Genomic DNA, 17,738 nt, shown 5'->3' with positions numbered 1-17,738 from the left:
TGTGCTTCTCTCTTAATTATTTTTGGAATCGATTTTCATCAGGAGCGACATTGAGGATCTGCAACGCTCCTTTCATTATTTCGGCAAAGACAGGGCCGGCAACGGAACCGCCATAATATAAGTCACCTTGAGGTTCATTCACCATCACCACTAACGAGACTCGAGGGTCGCTCACTGGAGCCACTCCTGCCGTGTAAGCAAAATATTCATCACCATAACCGCCGGCAATCGCTTTGCGCGAAGTGCCTGACTTGGCCGCAATACGATAGCCCGGAACCGCGGCTTGAGTTGCTGTGCCACCGGGTTGGGTAACGGTTTCTAACATTTCCAACACTTTCTTAGCATTAGTTTTATCAACCACTTGGCGTGATAAATCTTGCTGGTTGCTGTCAATAATATGGATTGGTTGGTACTGACCTAAATTGCCTAAAGTGGCATAAGCATGAGCCAACTGAATGGGTGTAATTGACAAACCATAGCCAAATGCCAAGGTGGCAATTTCAAACGGTGACCAACGGCGGCGATTCGGGAAAATACCCAAAGTCTCACCGACGAGGTTTAAACCGGACATTTCACCAAGCCCTACAGAGGTATACATACCTAATAGGGCTTCGAGAGGCATTTCAAGCGCCAGCTTAGCCACTCCGATGTTACTCGATTTTTTCAGAATTAAGGTTAAATCGGCTTTGCCGACTTTTGAGGTATCACGCACTCGACTGCCGCCGATTTGCATGATGCCATTCCCTGTATCAATCACCGTTTTGTCATTCGCAACACCATTTTCAAGCGCGGCCAATACCACAAAAGGTTTGACAGTTGAGCCCGGTTCAAAGGCGTCCGTGATCACGCGGTTACGCATTTTAAAACTTTGCCAATCGGAACGGTTATTGGGGTTGTATGAAGGGGCGTTAACCATCGCTAATACCGCACCCGTTTTCACGTCGAGCAAAATGGCCGATGCCGAAGTGGCACGATAGTCCGCTACAGCTTGCTTGACCGCACGAAAGGCGATCGCTTGCAAACGTTGGTCAATGGTCAACGCCAGCGGCTTGCCCTCTTCACGCTCTTCAAGCGAGATATTTTCCACCACTCGGCCATACCGATCTTTGCGGATCACCTGTTTGCCAGCTTCCCCCGTCAGCCATTTATCATAGCTGCGCTCAACCCCTTCTAAACCGTGGCCATCGATGCCCGTCACACCAATTAAGTGCGCACTCGCCTCACCAGCTGGATAGTAACGGCGAGATTCGGCCTTGAGCCCCACACCCGCTAATTTAAGTTCGCGAATATAATTGGCCATTGCAGGGCTCACTTGACGCTGCAAATAGATAAAACGGCGGGTTTGGTTCTCTTCAATTTTTTTCAGCAGCTCACTGCGCTTAATGCCTAACACATCAGCCAGTGCGTACCAACGTTCACGTTCAACTAAGCCGCCGGCTTTAAAAATAGCCACAGGATCAGCCCATACTGCATCGACAGGAACACTGACTGCGAGAGGTTCACCATTACGATCTGAAATGATTCCGCGTGCCGATGGCAAGGTTTTGGCTCGGACAGAGCGCATATCCCCTTCGCGGATCAAATTATCCGGTTCGATAATTTGGATGAAGGCAACACGCCCAACCAATAAAGCGAAAGCAACGAATACAAAAAAGAGGATGAGATAGAATCGCCAACGGATCAAAATAGGAGATGTCGCTTTTTCTTGACGAGGTGCCGCTTGGGCTTTGTCTTTTTTCATTTGAGCGTAATCACCACTTCTTTATCAGAATCAGGTCGCTTCATTTCCAGCTCTTGTTTGGCAAGATTCTGCACGCGGCTATGTTCTGCGAGGGCCGTTTCCTCAAGAATGAGGTTACGCCATTCATTATCGAGCCGCTCGCGCTCAACTAAGGTTTGATCTTTTTCTGAAATCGCCTGCCTAGAATGATGGGTAATAAACACCACTCCCATCGCACTGGCAAAAATTAACATTAACAAAATAAGCGGCACTCGACCCACCGTAAACAGGTCAAGTGCAATCAGTTTGGTTAAGTTAGGCGGCGACTTAGACATGGACTACAGTTTTTCAGCAACTCGTAATACTGAGCTGCGTGAACGGGGATTGAGTTCCACCTCTTCTTTAGTTGGCATAATCGCTTTCCCAACTGGTTTTAAGTTGGCTGAGCCCAATGCCTGAATTTGTATTTCTGTTAACGGCAAACCATGTGGAACCTCTGGGCCTTTACTCTCTTTACGAATAAAGCGTTTGACCATGCGATCTTCAAGCGAATGGAAACTGATCACCGATAAGCGCCCTTGTGGGGCTAAGATCTTAGCTGCGCCTTTTAATGCAGTGTCGATCTCTTCTAATTCACTATTGATATAGATACGAAATGCTTGAAATGAGCGCGTAGCCGGGTGTTTTTTCTCTTTAAAGCTTTTCGGCGCAGCTTCTGAAATCAGTTTAGCCAATTGACTGGTGCGCGTCAGAGGCTCTTTTTCATCGTCTTCACGGTAAGCGACAATCGCTTTGGCAATACGGCGCGCATGCTTGTCTTCACCAAATTCACGAATCACCCAAGTAATGTCGTCCAAATCGGCTTGCGCAAGCCACTGCGAGACAGGGAGCCCTGACGTCGGGTCCATACGCATATCAAGCGGGCCATCTTTCATGAAGCTAAAACCGCGCTCGGCATCGTCCAACTGTGGCGAGGAAACGCCTAAATCAAGTAGTACTCCATCCACTTTTCCGACCAGATCGTAGCGCTCAGCGTATTGTGCCATGCCAGAAAATGGGCCATGAATGATAGTAAAACGCGGGTCGTTAATTTTTCCAGCTTCAGCAATCGCTTGTGGATCGCGATCTATGCTGTACAGACGACCATGGTCACCCAACTTAGAGAGAATTGTACGACTATGACCACCACGGCCAAACGTGCCGTCGATATAAATACCGTCTGGTTTGATAGCAAGGCCATCAATGGATTCATTCAGTAGTACAGAAATGTGTTGAAAAGGTTCAGTCATCGTTTTCTCATCGGGCTAAAGCTGAAATATAGCAATCGGCTACGGCGCAAGTATTCAGTTTACTGATTTAACGCCGCATCGCTACCACTTGACGTTGGCATCACGTGATATTGCGCTAAGTTTAGTGCTTACGAAATAATTTTCGTCAATAAAAAGCAAAAAACCCATCATAACCGCAAGAGTTATGATGGGTCTGCAATAGGTGGAGTTGACGTATAAGCCGGGTTCTGTTCCGCTTGCGCGGCAGTAGCCATTCGTCTAGGCCAGCAATCACTCACTGGCTCAAGCAACCTACCCGCTTCCTTACGCGAGCAACGCAATGTGGAAGCCTATTTGGTCTTGCTCCGGGTGGAGTTTACCTTGCTACGAACTGTTGCCAGACGCACGGTGCGCTCTTACCGCACCCTTTCACCCTTACCTGTGCCCATTCCGAAGAAATTGGGCCATCGGCGGTCTTCTCTCTGCTGCACTTGTCGTAGGCTTTCGCCCCCCAGGCGTTACCTGGCACCCTGCTCTATGGAGCCCGGACTTTCCTCCCCTCCATCAGTCTCCCCAGCACAAGGCTAAAGGACATCAATGAAGCAGCGACTACCCAGTCAACTCCGAGGGCGGATTGTATAGAGAAAGATAGGTACTGTCTAGGCTCAAACAACTTCTGTGTTTAATTCACGCTTAAGCGTTTAATTATCCATCGATTTAAAACATCAAGATGCCGCTGGCTAATTAAGCAGATAGGTTTTCAAGCCCCCACTTATAAAGGGCATTTTTCTTAAGGTTATAAATTTCAGCCGCCAATGCGGCCGCTTTTTTCAGAGGCAGCTCTTTTGTCAAAATCGCTAAACTGCGCAACGCTTCGTCTGGCAAGCTATCGTCCACGCTTTCTCTGTAACCATGGATCAGTAACACCATTTCACCACGCTTGCGGTTCTCATCTTCATTAATCCAATTAATCAGTTCGCCTAACGGCAAACCTTGAATCGTCTCGAAGGTTTTGGTGAGCTCGCGGGCTAGCACCACGTTACGATCTGGCCCTAAGATAGCTAACATATCTTGCAGTGATTCGCTAATTCGGTGTGGTGACTCATAAAAAATACAGGTGCGTTCAGCCTTAGCGATCTCTAGGAATTTATCTTTACGCCCTTTGCTTTTCGGCGGCAAAAAACCTTCAAAACTGAAACGATCAGAAGGCAAGCCTGATGCACTGAGCGCAGTAATCACAGCACAAGCGCCCGGAAGTGGCACAACTCTCACACCAGCTTGACGACATTGATTGACAAGATGGTACCCTGGATCACTGATCAGTGGCGTTCCTGCATCAGAAACCAACGCAATAGATTGCCCTGATAATAATTTATCGACTAACACTTGTGCTTTTTGCTGTTCGTTGTGATCATGCAAGGCAAAGGTTTTAGTCTGGATATTGAAGTGAGCGAGAAGTCTGCCAGTATGGCGTGTATCTTCCGCAGCGATAACATCAACACTTGAGAGTACTTCAATGGCTCGCTGGGTAATATCACCCAAATTGCCAATTGGCGTAGGAACAATGTAGAGAGTTGGGATCTCTGCTGGCAAGGTTTTGCTATCTGTCATTTGTTTACCATCACTTCAACGATTAATATAGAGACAATTTTACACGGAATAACGAAAGAACTCATGGCTATGAAGAACCATCCGAGACTCAGTGTACCACGCTTATTCACGCCCGTTGCATTAGCAATGGCTTTGGCGGCGTGTTCGTCTTCACCGTCGACGCCCACCTCAGTCGACATTACGCAAGATCCCACCAAGTCAGCGCAAACTTACTTGATGCAAGCAGATAGTAGCCAAGGTTCACTGCAAAATGATTGGTTGATCATGGCTCTTAAAGCCGCCATTAACGAAAACAACAGCGAACAAGCGCAACTGTTGATTATGCGCTTAGCCAAACAGTCGCTCTCTGAAGCGCAACAAGCTGAATGGCAAATGGCTAAGGCGCAGTTGTTGAGTAATGCGGAACAGTTTTCACAAGCGCTCTCTCAGCTTAATTTTCAGGCTTGGTGGAAGCTAAGCCCTGAAACATGGGCTCAATACCATCAAATGCGCGCCGATATTTTTACCGCGCTCAGCCGCCCTTTTGATTCAAGTAGGGAGCTTATTGCATTAAGCACTTACGTTGATGATGCCGAGCAAGAAGCGATTGCCGATCAAATTTGGCTCAATTTCAATCACTATAGCGAACGTGAAATTACCCAATTAAATCCAGAGCCTAACGAAAACGTGCTCGATGGCTGGCTACAACTGGCTATATATATGAAAACGCTCAATAGCAATATTCCGCAGTTGAAGAATACGCTCGAAAAATGGCTTGCGGAAAACAGCAATCACCCAGCGGCTCGTTATACACCTAAAGCGATACAAGATATTTTAGCGCTGGAGATCATCAAGCCCACTAACACCGCGTTGTTACTTCCTCTTTCAGGAAAGTTTGCCACGCAAGCTCAACTGATCCGTGATGGCTTTATCATGGCGATGATGAATGACCGTAACCGTGACCTCAATGCTACCTTGACTGTGATTGATACCAATGCCGAAGACGCCGCGCTCATAGACAAGCAATTGATTGAAAAAAACATTGATTTCATTGTTGGGCCACTCATCAAAGAGAACATAGAAAATCTACATAAGCTTCAACAAGCACGCTTAGCTTCTATCCCTACGCTGGCGTTGAATATTCCAGACCAAATTGAAGATCATCCTAACACTTGCTATCTTGCACTTTCGCCAGAGCAAGAGGTTGAACAAGCCGCTAAGTATCTGTTTAGCCAAGGCTATCAATACCCTTTAATACTCGCTCCTCAAGGTAATTACGGCCAGCGTGTAGTAGAAGCGTTTAACGCAGAATGGCAAAAATACAGCAAGAATAAAGTATCGGTGAACCTATTTGGTGATAAGCGTCAATTGCAACGCAACATTAACTCAGTATTTGGTCTGCAAGATAGCCAACAAAATATCGCGCAAATGGATGCGTTGATGGGTATTGATTTGCAAAGCCTGCCCCGCAGTCGTCGTGATATCGATTCGGTTTATATCGTGGCTAACAGCGCAGAATTGACTTTAATTAAACCCTTTATCGAGGTCGCAATTAACCCTGACACTAAGCCACCCAAACTGTTTTCAAACTCTCGTAGTAACAGTGGTAACACACAGTATGAAGACCTCTCTGGTGTAACTTATAGCGATATTCCATTACTCATTCATCCCAATTCAATGCTGGATAATGAAATGAACCAATTGTGGCCAAAGAACTCCAATAGCGAGCGACGCTTACAAGCATTAGGTATGGATGCTTATCAGTTAATGATTGAGTTGCCACAAATGAAGGTCGTCGAGGGGTATAGTATCGATGGCAAAACAGGCACATTAAGTATTGATGAGCAATGCGTGGTACAGAGAGAGATCAGTTGGGCGGTGCATGGCGCTCTTTAGTCGCCGCGCAGTTGGTCAACAGTATGAAACCGCAGCCAAACACTATTTATTAGGTTGTGGTTTGGCTTTTATTGAACAAAACTTCAATACCAAAGTCGGTGAAATCGACCTCATTATGCGAGATAAAAACACCTTAGTGTTCGTAGAGGTTAAATACAGAAAAAACCAATGTCATGGGCATGCCGCAGAAATGGTTACTACCGCAAAAATGGCAAAGTTGATGAAAACCGCGAATTTATGGCTACTGAAACATGGCCTATCGCCCTATGACACCGATTTTCGTTTCGATGTGATCGCCATCCACCAAGATGTGCACCACATTGAGTGGATTAAAAACGCAATAACTCAAGGATAAACGATGCTCGACAGCATTAAAGACAGTTTTACCGAAAGCATCCAAATTCAAATTGCGGCTGCTGAAGCACTACCCCATGCGATCACGCATGCTGCACAAGCCATGGTGGCAACGCTACTTAACGGTCATAAAATTCTCTGTTGCGGTAATGGTGGCTCTTCGGCCAATGCCCAGCTTTTTTCTTCTTGCTTACTGAACCGTTTTGAAACTGAACGCCCGAGTTTACCCGCCATTGCATTAACCGCAGACAATACCACGTTAACCGCAGTTGCTAACGACTATCACTACCAAGAAATATTCTCGAAACAGGTACGTGCATTTGGTCAACCTGGTGATGTTTTGTTGGCTATTTCAACCAGTGGTAACAGCAAAAACATCATTAAAGCGATGGAAGCGGCTGTGACTCGTGATATGACGATTATCGCTCTCACAGGCAAAGACGGTGGAGAAATGGCTGGTCTTCTAGGTGAAAATGATGTGGAGATCCGCATCCCCTCGCAGCGGACGGCTCGAATCCATGAAGTTCATATGGTCACCCTACACTGCTTATGTGACTTGATTGATCAAGTCCTTTTCCCTTCTCATGAAGAATAGACAATGAATAGATTAAAACTTTCACTCATTCTACTGTTGAGCTTTGCTGTATCAGGTTGTGCAGGAGTTATCCTTGCTGGCGCGGCAACAACAGCGAGCCTAGTAACAGACCCTCGAACCACTCAAGAAATTTGGAATGATAATAACATCGAATTTGAAGTAGCAGGGATCGCCAATAAAGCCCCCTTTAACGGAAAAACTCGCATTACGGCCAGTTCTTATCAAGGGATTGTCGTGTTGATGGGACAAGCTGAAAACTCCAGATTACTCAATGAGTTTGAAAATAAAGCACGTGAGACAAAAGGGGTCAAAACCATTCATAATCAAGTCAGAATAAAAGCGCCTTTATCAATTGGCGAAATCAGTAACGACAGTTGGATTACGACTAAAGTAAAATCAGCGCTGTTGGCCAATTCTGAACTGAACACAATCAAAATCAAAGTAATCACAGAAAATAGAGAGGTATTTTTACTTGGCTATGTCTCGGCAGAACAGGCTAATCTAGCCAGTGATATTGCCCGAAACATATCAGGCGTAAAACAGGTGATTAAGGCATTTCAATACAGCGAATAACCTCGGTTATCCTTTGTTTTTTTAGAAAAAAAGCAGCGAATATCGCTGCTTTTTCGATCATGACTGCTTAATGTGTGAAAATGAGTTACTTAATAACTCTTAAGCTTGGTTTTCCCTTCGGCCGAGAGGTTTCTTGTGCTCGAGTCTCTAATAATTCCTCATCTTCTTGAGAAGCAACGCTTAACATCGGCTCTTGTTCAGATTCCTCTGTTATGCCCGCTTCTAGATAAGGGATATAGGCCTCTTCAGGTTCGAACATAGTACCTGCACCGTTTTCACGTGCATAGATAGCTTGCACTGCGTACAAGGGCACTATGACCGAATGAGGACGTCCGCCAAAGCGAGCATTGAACGTAATCGCTTCATTGCCAAGCTCAAGGTTACCTATCGCTCTTGGGGCAAGATTAAGGATAATTTGTCCATCTTGCACAAACTCCATCGGCACTCGTACACCTGTAAGAGTAGCATCCACAACAACATGAGGAGTCAATTCATTTTCTAATAGCCAATCATAAAATGCTCTAAGCATATAAGGTCGGCGAGGAGTCATTTGAGAGATATCCATCAAACTGCCTTAACGAACTAAACGCATCTCACGTTCAGCTTCTGTTAAAGAAGCCAAGAATGAATCACGCTCAAAAACACGATTCATATATACTTTAAGCTCTTTAGAGCCAGGACCAATCAGATCAATACCCAAAATAGGTAAGCGCCATAGTAATGGAGCTAAATAACAGTCAATGAGGCTAAACTCTTCACTCATGAAATATTCATATTCCGCGAACACAGGACCAAGAGTAAGCAGATCATTGCGTAATTTATTACGAGCTGCTTCTGACTCTTCCGCATTGCCCTTCACGACTTTCTCAGCCAGTGAGTACCAGTTTTTCTCAATACGGTAAATCATCAAACGGCTATTACCACGAGCCACAGGATAAACAGGCATCAGCGGTGGATGAGGGAAACGCTCATCTAGGTATTCCATGATGATCTTTGAGTCATAAAGAGCAAGCTCACGATCAACTAACGTTGGTACTGTCTTATATGGGTTTAGCTCAATAAGGTCAGCTGGCAGATTGGTTTCATCAACTAATTCTACTTCAACACTGACACCTTTTTCCGCTAGAACAATACGTACCTGATGACTATACATATCAGATGCACTCGAAAATAGCGTCATCACAGAACGTTTATTGGCAGCTACAGCCATGGAGCCCTCCAGCACACTTACAGATATAAAAACAATGGAGGCCAAGCCTCCATTGAAGATTCTAAAAATTAGAAATTAACGCCGCATGGTAGCACAATTAATGCACATCACGCCAATATTCTTTCTTCAATAGAACAACCACGATAGTAAATAGCACAAGGAATGCCATTACCCACCAACCTAAAGTTTGACGTTCAAGCTTGACTGGTTCTGCTGAATATTCAAGGAAGTTAACAATGTCACGGACCGCTTGATCATACTCACTTTGGCTCAGCTCACCCGTTCCATCAGACTCGACACCAATAACAGCCTTGACTTCCTCGCCATTGACAAGATGAGTACCATAAACTGGTTGTGGGATCCCTTGTAGCTCTTCAAGCACATGAGGCATACCGACACTTGGGAATACGATGTTGTTTACGCCAAAAGGCCGGCTAGGATCGGCATAAAATGAGCGAAGGTAAGTATACAACCAATCTGTTCCTCGAACACGAGCCACAAGCGTTAAATCTGGTGGTGGTGCACCAAACCATTTCGCTGCCGACTTATCTGGAATAGCATTCTCCATCAGTTGACCAATTTTGGCATTCGGATCAAAAATCAAATTCTCTTTCATCAAATCCGAGGGAATATTCAAATCATTCGCTACACGCTCATAACGCTGGTACTGAGTTGAGTGACAACCAAAACAGTAGTTCATGAATAGCTTTGCACCATGCTGCAATGATGCTTGATCTGTTAAATCATTATTTGCTTTATCTAAATGTACATTTGCGCCAGCTGCCAAAGCAAGAGATGGCAGCATTGCAAACAAAATTACAATCCACTTTTTCATTTAAATGTCACCCTCTCTGGTAATGGTTTCGTTGCTTCATTTTTGCTGTAGAAGAACAACAAAACAAAGAACATGAAGTAACCAACGCTAAATATACGTGCAAGCATTGTGTAAGTGGCTGTCGCAGGTAACGCACCTAAAACACCTAACGCAATAAAGCAGATAGTGAACTGAATAATATTGATTAAGTGGAACTTACTACGATAACGGTAAGAACGAACCTTACAACGATCCAGCCATGGCAATAAGAACAACACCACAATCGATGCTCCCATCGCAGCCACACCAATTAACTTATCAGGAACAGCACGTAAAATTGCATAGAAAGGAGTGAAATACCAAACAGGTGCGATGTGTGCTGGCGTTTTTAGTGGGTTTGCCGCTTCAAAGTTAGGCGGCTCAAGGAAGTAGCCCCCCATCTCTGGGTTAAAGAACAACACATAACAGAACAGGATTAAGAAACCGGCTACACCAATAAGATCTTTCACTGTCCCGTAAGGATGGAATGGAATCGAATCAATGATGTCGTATTTCTTGGTGTAGTAGTCGTGAAATTTAAACTGCGTTTTATAATCATCGCCCATCGACCCTTTTGGTACTTTGGTTTCGATACCGTCAGGGTTATTAGAGCCGACTTCATGCAGTGCTAATATATGGAGAACAATTAGCAACAATAAAACAATAGGTAAAGCAATCACATGCAGTGCAAAGAAACGGTTCAGAGTGGCACCTGAAATAACGTAGTCACCACGTATCCATAGAGTTAAATCATCACCGATAACGGGGATTGCGCCGAACAAAGAGATAATAACTTGCGCTCCCCAGTAGGACATTTGTCCCCATGGTAGCAAGTATCCCATAAAGGCTTCGGCCATCAACACTAAGAAGATCAGCATGCCAAATAGCCATAGCAGCTCACGAGGCTTCTGATAGGAACCGTAAATTAAGCCACGGAACATATGTAGATAAATCACCACAAAGAAAGCTGAAGCGCCAGTGGAGTGCATATAGCGCAGTAACCAACCATACTCAACATCACGCATTATGTATTCAACAGATGCAAAAGCCCCTTCACCTGATGGCACATAGTTCATGGTTAGCCACACACCAGTGAGCAGTTGGTTAACAAGAACCAACATGGCTAACGATCCAAACAAATACCAAAAGTTAAAGTTTTTCGGCATTGGATATTCAGATAGGTGTTTTTTGTAAGCGTTCATTGCAGGTAAACGCTTTTCTACCCAATCAAGTAAAACTTGCATTATGCAGCCTCCCCGGTCTCATCTAATCCTATGACAATACGAGTATCGCTAAGATACATATATTGAGGGATAACCAAGTTTAGTGGTGCCGGAACACCTTGAAAAACTCGACCCGCCATATCAAATTTCGAACCATGGCAAGGACAGAAAAAACCAGATTTAACCCCTTGAACTTGTTCACTAAAAGAATCAGGCAAATAAGTAGGTGAACAGCCAAGGTGAGTACAAATACCCACAGCAACGAAATATTCAGGTTTAATCGATCGATAAGCATTTTGCGCATAATTAGGCTGCTGCTGCTCATCCGATTGAGGATCTCGAAGTTGGTTTTCTATATCTTTTAGCCCATCGACCACTGATTGAGAACGACGAACAACCCAAACAGGTTTTCCTCGCCACTCAACACGAACCATTTGCCCCTCTTCAAGTTTACCGATTTCAACTTCAACGGGGGCTCCAGCCGCTTTGGCTTTGGCACTTGGGTTCCAAGATTTAATAAAAGGAACGGCGACAGCAGCAGCTCCTAACCCTCCGACAACGGCTGTTGTCGCGGTTAAGAAACGTCTGCGACCGTTATTTAAAGGCGCATTGCTCATCCAAACATTCTCCCATTTGCTCCCTGTGGATTATTATTATTCCGCTTATCAAGAGCATGGCTAACAAAATACGAATCTAGTTGTATTTATTTGATGGCAAATCATAAATAAAACCCTACTTTTTGACAAGATAAAGCTACCTTTTCGTAACATTCGTGAAGTAAATCGCACGTGAGGTCACAAAAGGAAGATTAAAGAGCAACAACCAAATGATGTGATTAAAAAAATGAGTGTTTGCTAACACCAAAAAACAAAAAGCCCGGTATAAATACCGGGCTTTTGAACCACAATCCAGTAACACTGGAAGCGAATCTTTTGAAAAAAGATTAACGCTTAGAGAATTGTGGTTTACGACGTGCTTTACGCAGACCAACTTTCTTACGTTCAACGCAACGAGCGTCGCGAGTAACGTAGCCAGCTGCACGTAGAACAGGACGTAGTGATTCGTCGTATTCCATTAGAGCGCGAGTGATACCGTGACGGATAGCACCAGCTTGACCAGAAATACCACCACCTTTAACAGTAATGTATAGATCTAGTTTCTCAGTTAGTTCAACTAGCTCAAGAGGTTGTTTAACAACCATGCGAGAAGTTGGACGACCAAAGTAAACATCAAGGCTACGCTTGTTGATTACAATGTTGCCGCTGCCTGGTTTAATAAAAACGCGTGCAGCTGAGCTTTTGCGACGGCCAGTGCCGTAGTATTGATTCTCTGCCATTTTCGAAATCCCCAATTAGATGTCTAGTACTTTTGGTTGTTGAGCAGCATGGTTGTGCTCAGCGCCAGCGTAAACTTTCAGCTTACGGTACATAGCACGGCCTAGAGGACCACGTGGTAGCATACCTTTAACCGCTAGCTCAATAACCATCTCTGGCTTACGAATAATCAGCTTGTCGAAAGTGATTGATTTTAAGCCGCCTGGAAATTCAGTGTGACGGTAGTAAGTTTTAGCTGCTGCTTTGTTACCTGTTACAGTAACTTTCTCAGCGTTTACAACGATGATGTAATCACCAGTGTCTACGTGAGGAGTGTATTCAGCTTTATGTTTGCCACGTAGGCGAGATGCAATTTCACTTGCTAGACGACCTAGAGTTTTACCCTCAGCGTCTACGATATACCAGTCGCGTTTTACAGTTTCTGGTTTAGCAACGAAAGTTTTCATGCTAATAATAACCCGTTAAATAAAATTTACACTAAAAGGAGCATTAAAATGCCCCCACTGTCTAAGAGTCCAAAGTTGCCCCTTCGAGCGTTTGGTTTCTCTCGGCCTCTCGTTTCACAGAAACAGGCCTGCAGTAACGGTGGGTCGCAGGATTATAGGGAAGTCAGTAGAAAAAATCACCTCTTTTTGAACAAAATCACGAATTTTTTATTTTGCTTTAAAAGTGTTCGGATTGAGCTAGGCCAGATGTTCCCTTGATAAATACTCATGACTTTGCATTTCAATTAACCGCGACTGACAACGTTTGAATTCAAACTCCAGTTGCCCATGCAGATACAGATCGTCCAGCGCCACTTCGGCGGAGATAATTACTTTGACATGTCGTTCGTAAAATTCATCAATCAACGCAATAAAACGCCGCGCTGCATCATCGATGGCGCGATCCATTTGCTTCACATCAGCCAGCAGTACTGTATGGTAAATTTTGGACAACTCAATGTAATCGTTTTGGCTTCTCGCCGTTTGGCATAACTGTTCAAATGTCGCATGTAAAATACCATCACTAGCCTTTACAACAGCGAGGGTGCGATGATTGATTTCAATCTCACTGCGTGCTTCTTTTTTCTCGTCACCAACCAATTGCCGATAGTAATGTTGTAAATTGTGGCTTGCTGCTTCATCCAATGGATAGTGGTAAATTTCCGCTTGCTCTAATGTTCTTAAGCGATAATCAATGCCACTATCGACGTTCAACACATGACAGTGTGATTCAATCAAAGCAATTGCAGGGAGAAAGCGTGCTCGCTGCAAGCCGTTGCGGTATAAGTCGTGGGGTGGAATGTTCGATGTCGCCACTAAGATAATGCCGCGCTTAAACAGTGCTTGAAACAAGGTACCCAAAATCATCGCATCGGTAATATCTGATACAAAAAATTCATCAAAACAGATAATTTCCGTTTCAGACTTTAAAATATCGGCAACCTTTTCTAAAGGCTCTTCAACTCCAGCCAGCGCCTTCAACTCATCATGAACTCGGTACATAAAACGGTGGAAATGCACTCGCATTTTGCGAGTGGTTGGCAGAGCCTCAAAAAACGTATCCATTAGATAGGTTTTTCCTCGCCCGACACCGCCCCAAAAATAGAGCCCTTTAGGTAAGTTAGGCTGTTTAGGTTGGCGGCCAAGCCATTTAGTCCAAACCGCGGAGGGCTTAACTGGTTGGTTAAGATAATCCTGAAACTGATGGTAGAGTAAATCCAGCGCATCGACGGCGCTTTCTTGGGCAGAGTCTCGTTGAAAACCGAGTTTTTTTACATCGTGTTCATATCGCTGTTTTGGTGTCATGACCGCCTACTGCACTAAAGAAAATGGAAACTGCTATTTCGTGTATTTCGCTTTATTGGCTAGAGCAGTCATAGTAACATGTCCAAGCGACGTGTGTAACCAACAGGTAAAAAACATGTTAAATAACAACAATAAGGAGCTGTTATGCCTTGGATATATGCCATTGTAGGCTTGCTAGTAGGGGCCGTGTTGGGAATGGTCATTTCACGATTGACTACGCCTCAATATAAAAACCAAAAGTCTCTACAAAAAGAATTAGATAACGCGAAATTTAGTTTGGAACAACAACGCCAAGAATTGTCGGATCATTTTGCTCAAGCGGCAGAAATACTCGATACACTAGGTAAAGATTATACAAAACTGTATCAACACATGGCCAAAACATCGTCCGAAATTCTGCCGAATATGCCAGAGCAAGATAACCCATTTATCAAAAAAATCGCTCTGCATAATGATACAGATAAAAGCAACGATGACATTTTGGAACAGCCACCGAAAGATTATGCCAATGGCGCAACAGGGCTTTTTAATACCCCCAAAAAAGAGATCATTCATTCTGCAGACGTGGTTAAGGTGAAAGCCGTTTAATCTGAATTCATGAACTTTATAAAGGTTTTTGAGTCATAAACCTCACGAGAGTGTTGAAGTTTTGTCTTTCGTACAAATATTAAACTTCGAACACAGTTATTACAAAGGAGCTTATGATGAAAAAACCTTTACTTCTTTTAACCGCTCTATCGTTAAGTTTAAGTTCAATCATCACCCCACTACCCGCAATGGCAGCGCTACCCTTTTCTGTCAGTGGTGAGCCACTGCCGAGCTTAGCACCGATGCTAGAGCAAGTGACACCAGCGGTTGTAAGTATCTCAGTTGAGGGAACTCAAGTCTCCCATCAACGTTTACCCGAGCAGTTTCGATTTTTCTTTGGTCCTGACTTCCCAATCGACCAATCGCAAGAGCGGCCATTTAGAGCATTAGGCTCTGGTGTCATTACTGACGCAGACAAAGGTTATGTTGTGACTAATTATCACGTCATCGATGGCGCTGATAAGATTCGCGTCAAACTATACGACGGCCGAGAATACGATGCGGAGCTCGTCGGCGGCGATAAAATGTCCGATATCGCGCTAATCAAACTCAAAAAAGCAAAAAATTTAACCCAAATTCGTATCGCGGATTCAGACAAACTGCGTGTAGGTGATTTCACTGTCGCGATCGGGAACCCGTTTGGTCTTGGTCAAACGGTGACTTCCGGCATTGTTTCTGCGCTAGGACGAAGTGGACTTAATCTTGAAAACTTTGAGAACTTTATTCAGACCGATGCCGCGATTAACAGTGGCAACTCTGGTGGTGCCTTAGTCAATCTCAATGGTGAATTGATTGGGATTAATACCGCGATTCTTGGGCCGAATGGTGGCAACGTTGGGATCGGTTTTGCAATACCATCAAATATGATGAAAAACTTGACCGAACAGATCTTAGAATTTGGTGAGGTAAAACGTGGCGTGCTCGGCGTTCAAGGGGGTGAAATAACCTCTGAACTGGCTGAAGCGCTAGGCTATGAGTCAAGTAAAGGGGCGTTTGTTAGCCAAGTTATCAAAGATAGCGCCGCCGATAAAGCAGGGATCAAAGCGGGTGATGTCATCACAGCTATTAATGGAAAAAACGTTTCTACCTTCAATGAATTAAGAGCCAAAGTGGCAACATTAGGTGCAGGTAAAAAAATCACAATCGATGTTATCCGCGATGGTAAAAGCAAAACCTTCGACGTAACCTTGAGTGAAAACAACACCACAACCAAAGCAGAGCAACTGCACTCGGGGTTGACTGGTGCGGCACTGACCAATACGACCGATCAAGACCCAATCGCTGGTGTTAAAGTGACTGCTATAGAGAAAGGGTCAGCGGCAGAAGCGTATCAACTACAAAAAGAGGACATCATCATTGGTGTTAACCGCCAACGAGTGAAAAACCTCGCACAATTACGCGGAATTTTGGAGAAAAAGCCGAGCATACTTGCGCTGAATATCCAACGAGGTGATAGAACCATTTACTTGGTTATTCGCTAATTAGTGAGAATCGCTTGTGGAGCGATCAGGGCAGCATTTGAATGCTGCCCTTTTCTTATTCAATCATGTAGTGCTATTCTTCCTCTCTCAAGCTCAGGTGTAAAATAAGCTGAGTATATAGCGGGTTTTGTTTGGGGAAGATATGCTTAATTTTTTACTTCGTTCAGTGGGGCTTGGGCTTCTCGCTGCTGTTGTTATTTTACTAGCGGTTCCCTCGCTACGTTCAAATGTTCTCCCGCAAATCGCGGCCGAAGAGTCTCCCAATGCGCTCTCTTTGCAAATTTCGTTTAACCAAGCCGTTCGCCGCGCCGCACCTGCTGTAGTCAATATTTACAACCAAAAATACACCGAAAGCGATCGCAGTAAACTGTCGATTCAAGGGTTAGGCTCTGGTGTGATTGTGAGCGAGAAAGGGTACATCATTACTAACTATCACGTAGTAGCCCAAGCCGACCAAATCGTAGCGGCCTTACAAGATGGCCGTCTCGCAGCCGCGCAATTAGTAGGCAAAGATCGACGCACGGATATCGCAATTTTGCGAATCGAAGGAACGAACCTTCCCGTTATTCCACAAAATCCCAATTACTCGGTGAAAGTTGGCGATGTGGTACTGGCCATTGGCAATCCATACAACCTTGGACAAACCACTACTTTTGGTATTATTTCTGCCACTGAACGTTCATCAGTCAGTACCGATGGACGTCAAGCTTTCATCCAAACTGATGCGGCCATCAATGAAGGCAATTCCGGTGGAGCTTTGGTCAACACTCAAGGAGAGCTCGTAGGTATTAACACGGCTTCGTTTCAACAAGCAACTGAAATGAAAACCGATGGTATATCATTCGCAATTCCCTACAAATTAGCCAATACCATTATGGAAAAAATCATTGCTGATGGACGCGTGATTCGCGGCTATATCGGTATTGATGGGCAAGATATTACCCCAGTAACATCTCGCTTACTTGGCAGTGAACATATTGGCGGCATAGTTGTGTTGGGCATTGACCCCAATGGCCCTGCGGAAACGGCTGGTTTTAAAGAGCGGGACATTATTCTAAAAATTGGCGGTAAAAAAATTAATGGTCGCAAGAGTGTGATGGAAATTGTCACTGACTTGCGCCCAGGAACCGTTGTCGATGTGCTTATCTTACGTAAAGGTGAAGAGATGACACTTCCCGTGACAATTGTTGAAGACCTACGCGAATAAACTAAACCACCAAAAATAAAGAGACATAAAAAAGCCCCCAACTCACGAAGGGGGCT

At 44.5% G+C, this 17,738-nt stretch carries 19 protein-coding genes and 1 other RNA gene; 7 read left to right on the top strand and 13 right to left on the bottom strand.

The window, feature by feature from the left end; genetic code table 11:
• Positions 1 to 16: 16 nt before the first annotated feature.
• The 5 genes from AACR75_RS01585 to rsmI form a co-directional block, all read right to left on the bottom strand.
• A complete protein-coding gene (locus tag AACR75_RS01585) occupies positions 17 to 1,741 on the bottom strand; it encodes a penicillin-binding transpeptidase domain-containing protein (protein WP_047691555.1) in 1,725 nt (574 codons plus the stop codon).
• Positions 1,738 to 2,055 (bottom strand): cell division protein FtsL, encoded by a 318-nt coding sequence (gene ftsL, locus AACR75_RS01580; RefSeq protein ID WP_010318013.1) that lies wholly within the window; start codon positions 2,053 to 2,055, stop codon positions 1,738 to 1,740. Before ftsL ends, AACR75_RS01585 begins: the two co-directional genes overlap by 4 nt.
• A 3-nt stretch (positions 2,056 to 2,058) precedes the next feature.
• Positions 2,059 to 3,009, bottom strand: a complete 951-nt coding sequence (gene rsmH / locus AACR75_RS01575; RefSeq protein ID WP_047691553.1) for a 16S rRNA (cytosine(1402)-N(4))-methyltransferase RsmH — start codon at positions 3,007 to 3,009, stop codon at positions 2,059 to 2,061.
• Between the two features lie 200 nt (positions 3,010 to 3,209).
• Positions 3,210 to 3,613: RNase P RNA component class A (gene rnpB, locus AACR75_RS01570), an RNA gene on the bottom strand.
• A 119-nt stretch (positions 3,614 to 3,732) separates the two neighbouring features.
• The gene (rsmI, locus tag AACR75_RS01565) at positions 3,733 to 4,599 is read right to left on the bottom strand and encodes a 16S rRNA (cytidine(1402)-2'-O)-methyltransferase (protein ID WP_013856074.1); all 867 of its coding nucleotides are present in this window, start codon (positions 4,597 to 4,599) and stop codon (positions 3,733 to 3,735) included.
• A gap of 69 nt (positions 4,600 to 4,668) precedes the next feature.
• On the opposite strand from rsmI, the gene AACR75_RS01560 reads away from it, so the two are divergent.
• Genes AACR75_RS01560 through AACR75_RS01545 form a run of 4 tightly spaced genes read left to right on the top strand, consistent with a single transcriptional unit; the run spans position 4,669 to position 7,996 of the window.
• Positions 4,669 to 6,474: a penicillin-binding protein activator gene (locus AACR75_RS01560; protein WP_026027950.1), complete on the top strand. Its 1,806-nt coding sequence runs from the start codon at positions 4,669 to 4,671 to the stop codon at positions 6,472 to 6,474.
• On the top strand, positions 6,461 to 6,829 hold the full coding sequence (locus tag AACR75_RS01555) for a YraN family protein (protein ID WP_017046509.1): 369 nt from the start codon (positions 6,461 to 6,463) through the stop codon (positions 6,827 to 6,829). The genes AACR75_RS01560 and AACR75_RS01555 overlap by 14 nt, the downstream gene beginning before the upstream one ends.
• A gap of 3 nt (positions 6,830 to 6,832) precedes the next feature.
• Positions 6,833 to 7,423, top strand: coding sequence for a phosphoheptose isomerase (locus tag AACR75_RS01550; RefSeq protein WP_010318025.1), 591 nt, complete (start codon positions 6,833 to 6,835; stop codon positions 7,421 to 7,423).
• A 3-nt stretch (positions 7,424 to 7,426) separates the two neighbouring features.
• A complete protein-coding gene (locus AACR75_RS01545; RefSeq protein ID WP_047691551.1) occupies positions 7,427 to 7,996 on the top strand; it encodes a BON domain-containing protein in 570 nt (189 codons plus the stop codon).
• An 85-nt stretch (positions 7,997 to 8,081) separates the two neighbouring features.
• On the opposite strand, the gene sspB is transcribed toward AACR75_RS01545, so the two are convergent.
• From sspB to zapE, 8 genes are all read right to left on the bottom strand, one after another.
• Positions 8,082 to 8,561 (bottom strand): ClpXP protease specificity-enhancing factor, encoded by a 480-nt coding sequence (sspB, locus tag AACR75_RS01540; RefSeq protein WP_026027949.1) that lies wholly within the window; start codon positions 8,559 to 8,561, stop codon positions 8,082 to 8,084.
• A gap of 9 nt (positions 8,562 to 8,570) precedes the next feature.
• Positions 8,571 to 9,206, bottom strand: coding sequence for a stringent starvation protein SspA (gene sspA, locus AACR75_RS01535; protein WP_026027272.1), 636 nt, complete (start codon positions 9,204 to 9,206; stop codon positions 8,571 to 8,573).
• A 97-nt stretch (positions 9,207 to 9,303) separates the two neighbouring features.
• Positions 9,304 to 10,041, bottom strand: coding sequence for a cytochrome c1 (locus AACR75_RS01530; protein WP_047691547.1), 738 nt, complete (start codon positions 10,039 to 10,041; stop codon positions 9,304 to 9,306).
• Positions 10,038 to 11,303, bottom strand: coding sequence for a cytochrome b (locus tag AACR75_RS01525; protein ID WP_017046505.1), 1,266 nt, complete (start codon positions 11,301 to 11,303; stop codon positions 10,038 to 10,040). Before AACR75_RS01525 ends, AACR75_RS01530 begins: the two co-directional genes overlap by 4 nt.
• The gene (gene petA, locus AACR75_RS01520; RefSeq protein WP_010318038.1) at positions 11,303 to 11,899 is read right to left on the bottom strand and encodes a ubiquinol-cytochrome c reductase iron-sulfur subunit; all 597 of its coding nucleotides are present in this window, start codon (positions 11,897 to 11,899) and stop codon (positions 11,303 to 11,305) included. The genes AACR75_RS01525 and petA overlap by 1 nt, the downstream gene beginning before the upstream one ends.
• 326 nt (positions 11,900 to 12,225) lie before the next feature.
• Positions 12,226 to 12,618 (bottom strand): 30S ribosomal protein S9, encoded by a 393-nt coding sequence (gene rpsI, locus AACR75_RS01515; RefSeq protein WP_010318040.1) that lies wholly within the window; start codon positions 12,616 to 12,618, stop codon positions 12,226 to 12,228.
• Between the two features lie 15 nt (positions 12,619 to 12,633).
• Positions 12,634 to 13,062 (bottom strand): 50S ribosomal protein L13, encoded by a 429-nt coding sequence (gene rplM / locus AACR75_RS01510; RefSeq protein WP_013856066.1) that lies wholly within the window; start codon positions 13,060 to 13,062, stop codon positions 12,634 to 12,636.
• A 237-nt stretch (positions 13,063 to 13,299) separates the two neighbouring features.
• Entirely contained in the window at positions 13,300 to 14,406 is a 1,107-nt protein-coding gene (gene zapE, locus AACR75_RS01505; RefSeq protein WP_047691545.1) for a cell division protein ZapE, read from the bottom strand.
• Positions 14,407 to 14,550: 144 nt separating this feature from the next.
• Here zapE and zapG point away from each other — a divergent pair, with 144 nt between their 5' ends.
• The 3 genes from zapG to degS all read left to right on the top strand — a co-directional run bounded on the left by zapG (position 14,551) and on the right by degS (position 17,682).
• Positions 14,551 to 14,994 (top strand): Z-ring associated protein ZapG, encoded by a 444-nt coding sequence (gene zapG / locus AACR75_RS01500; protein ID WP_013856064.1) that lies wholly within the window; start codon positions 14,551 to 14,553, stop codon positions 14,992 to 14,994.
• 116 nt (positions 14,995 to 15,110) lie between these two features.
• Positions 15,111 to 16,475 carry a Do family serine endopeptidase gene (locus AACR75_RS01495; RefSeq protein WP_047691543.1) on the top strand — a complete coding sequence of 455 codons (1,365 nt, stop codon included), beginning with the start codon at positions 15,111 to 15,113 and terminating at the stop codon, positions 16,473 to 16,475.
• Positions 16,476 to 16,617: 142 nt separating this feature from the next.
• Positions 16,618 to 17,682: an outer membrane-stress sensor serine endopeptidase DegS gene (gene degS, locus AACR75_RS01490; protein ID WP_026027274.1), complete on the top strand. Its 1,065-nt coding sequence runs from the start codon at positions 16,618 to 16,620 to the stop codon at positions 17,680 to 17,682.
• Positions 17,683 to 17,738 lie beyond the last annotated feature (56 nt).

Source organism: Vibrio sp. ZOR0018 (genome assembly GCF_963865925.1).
GTDB lineage: Bacteria > Pseudomonadota > Gammaproteobacteria > Enterobacterales > Vibrionaceae > Vibrio > Vibrio anguillarum.
Note: the sequence above shows the minus strand (reverse complement) of the source record. Positions and strands in the feature narration are given on the sequence as shown.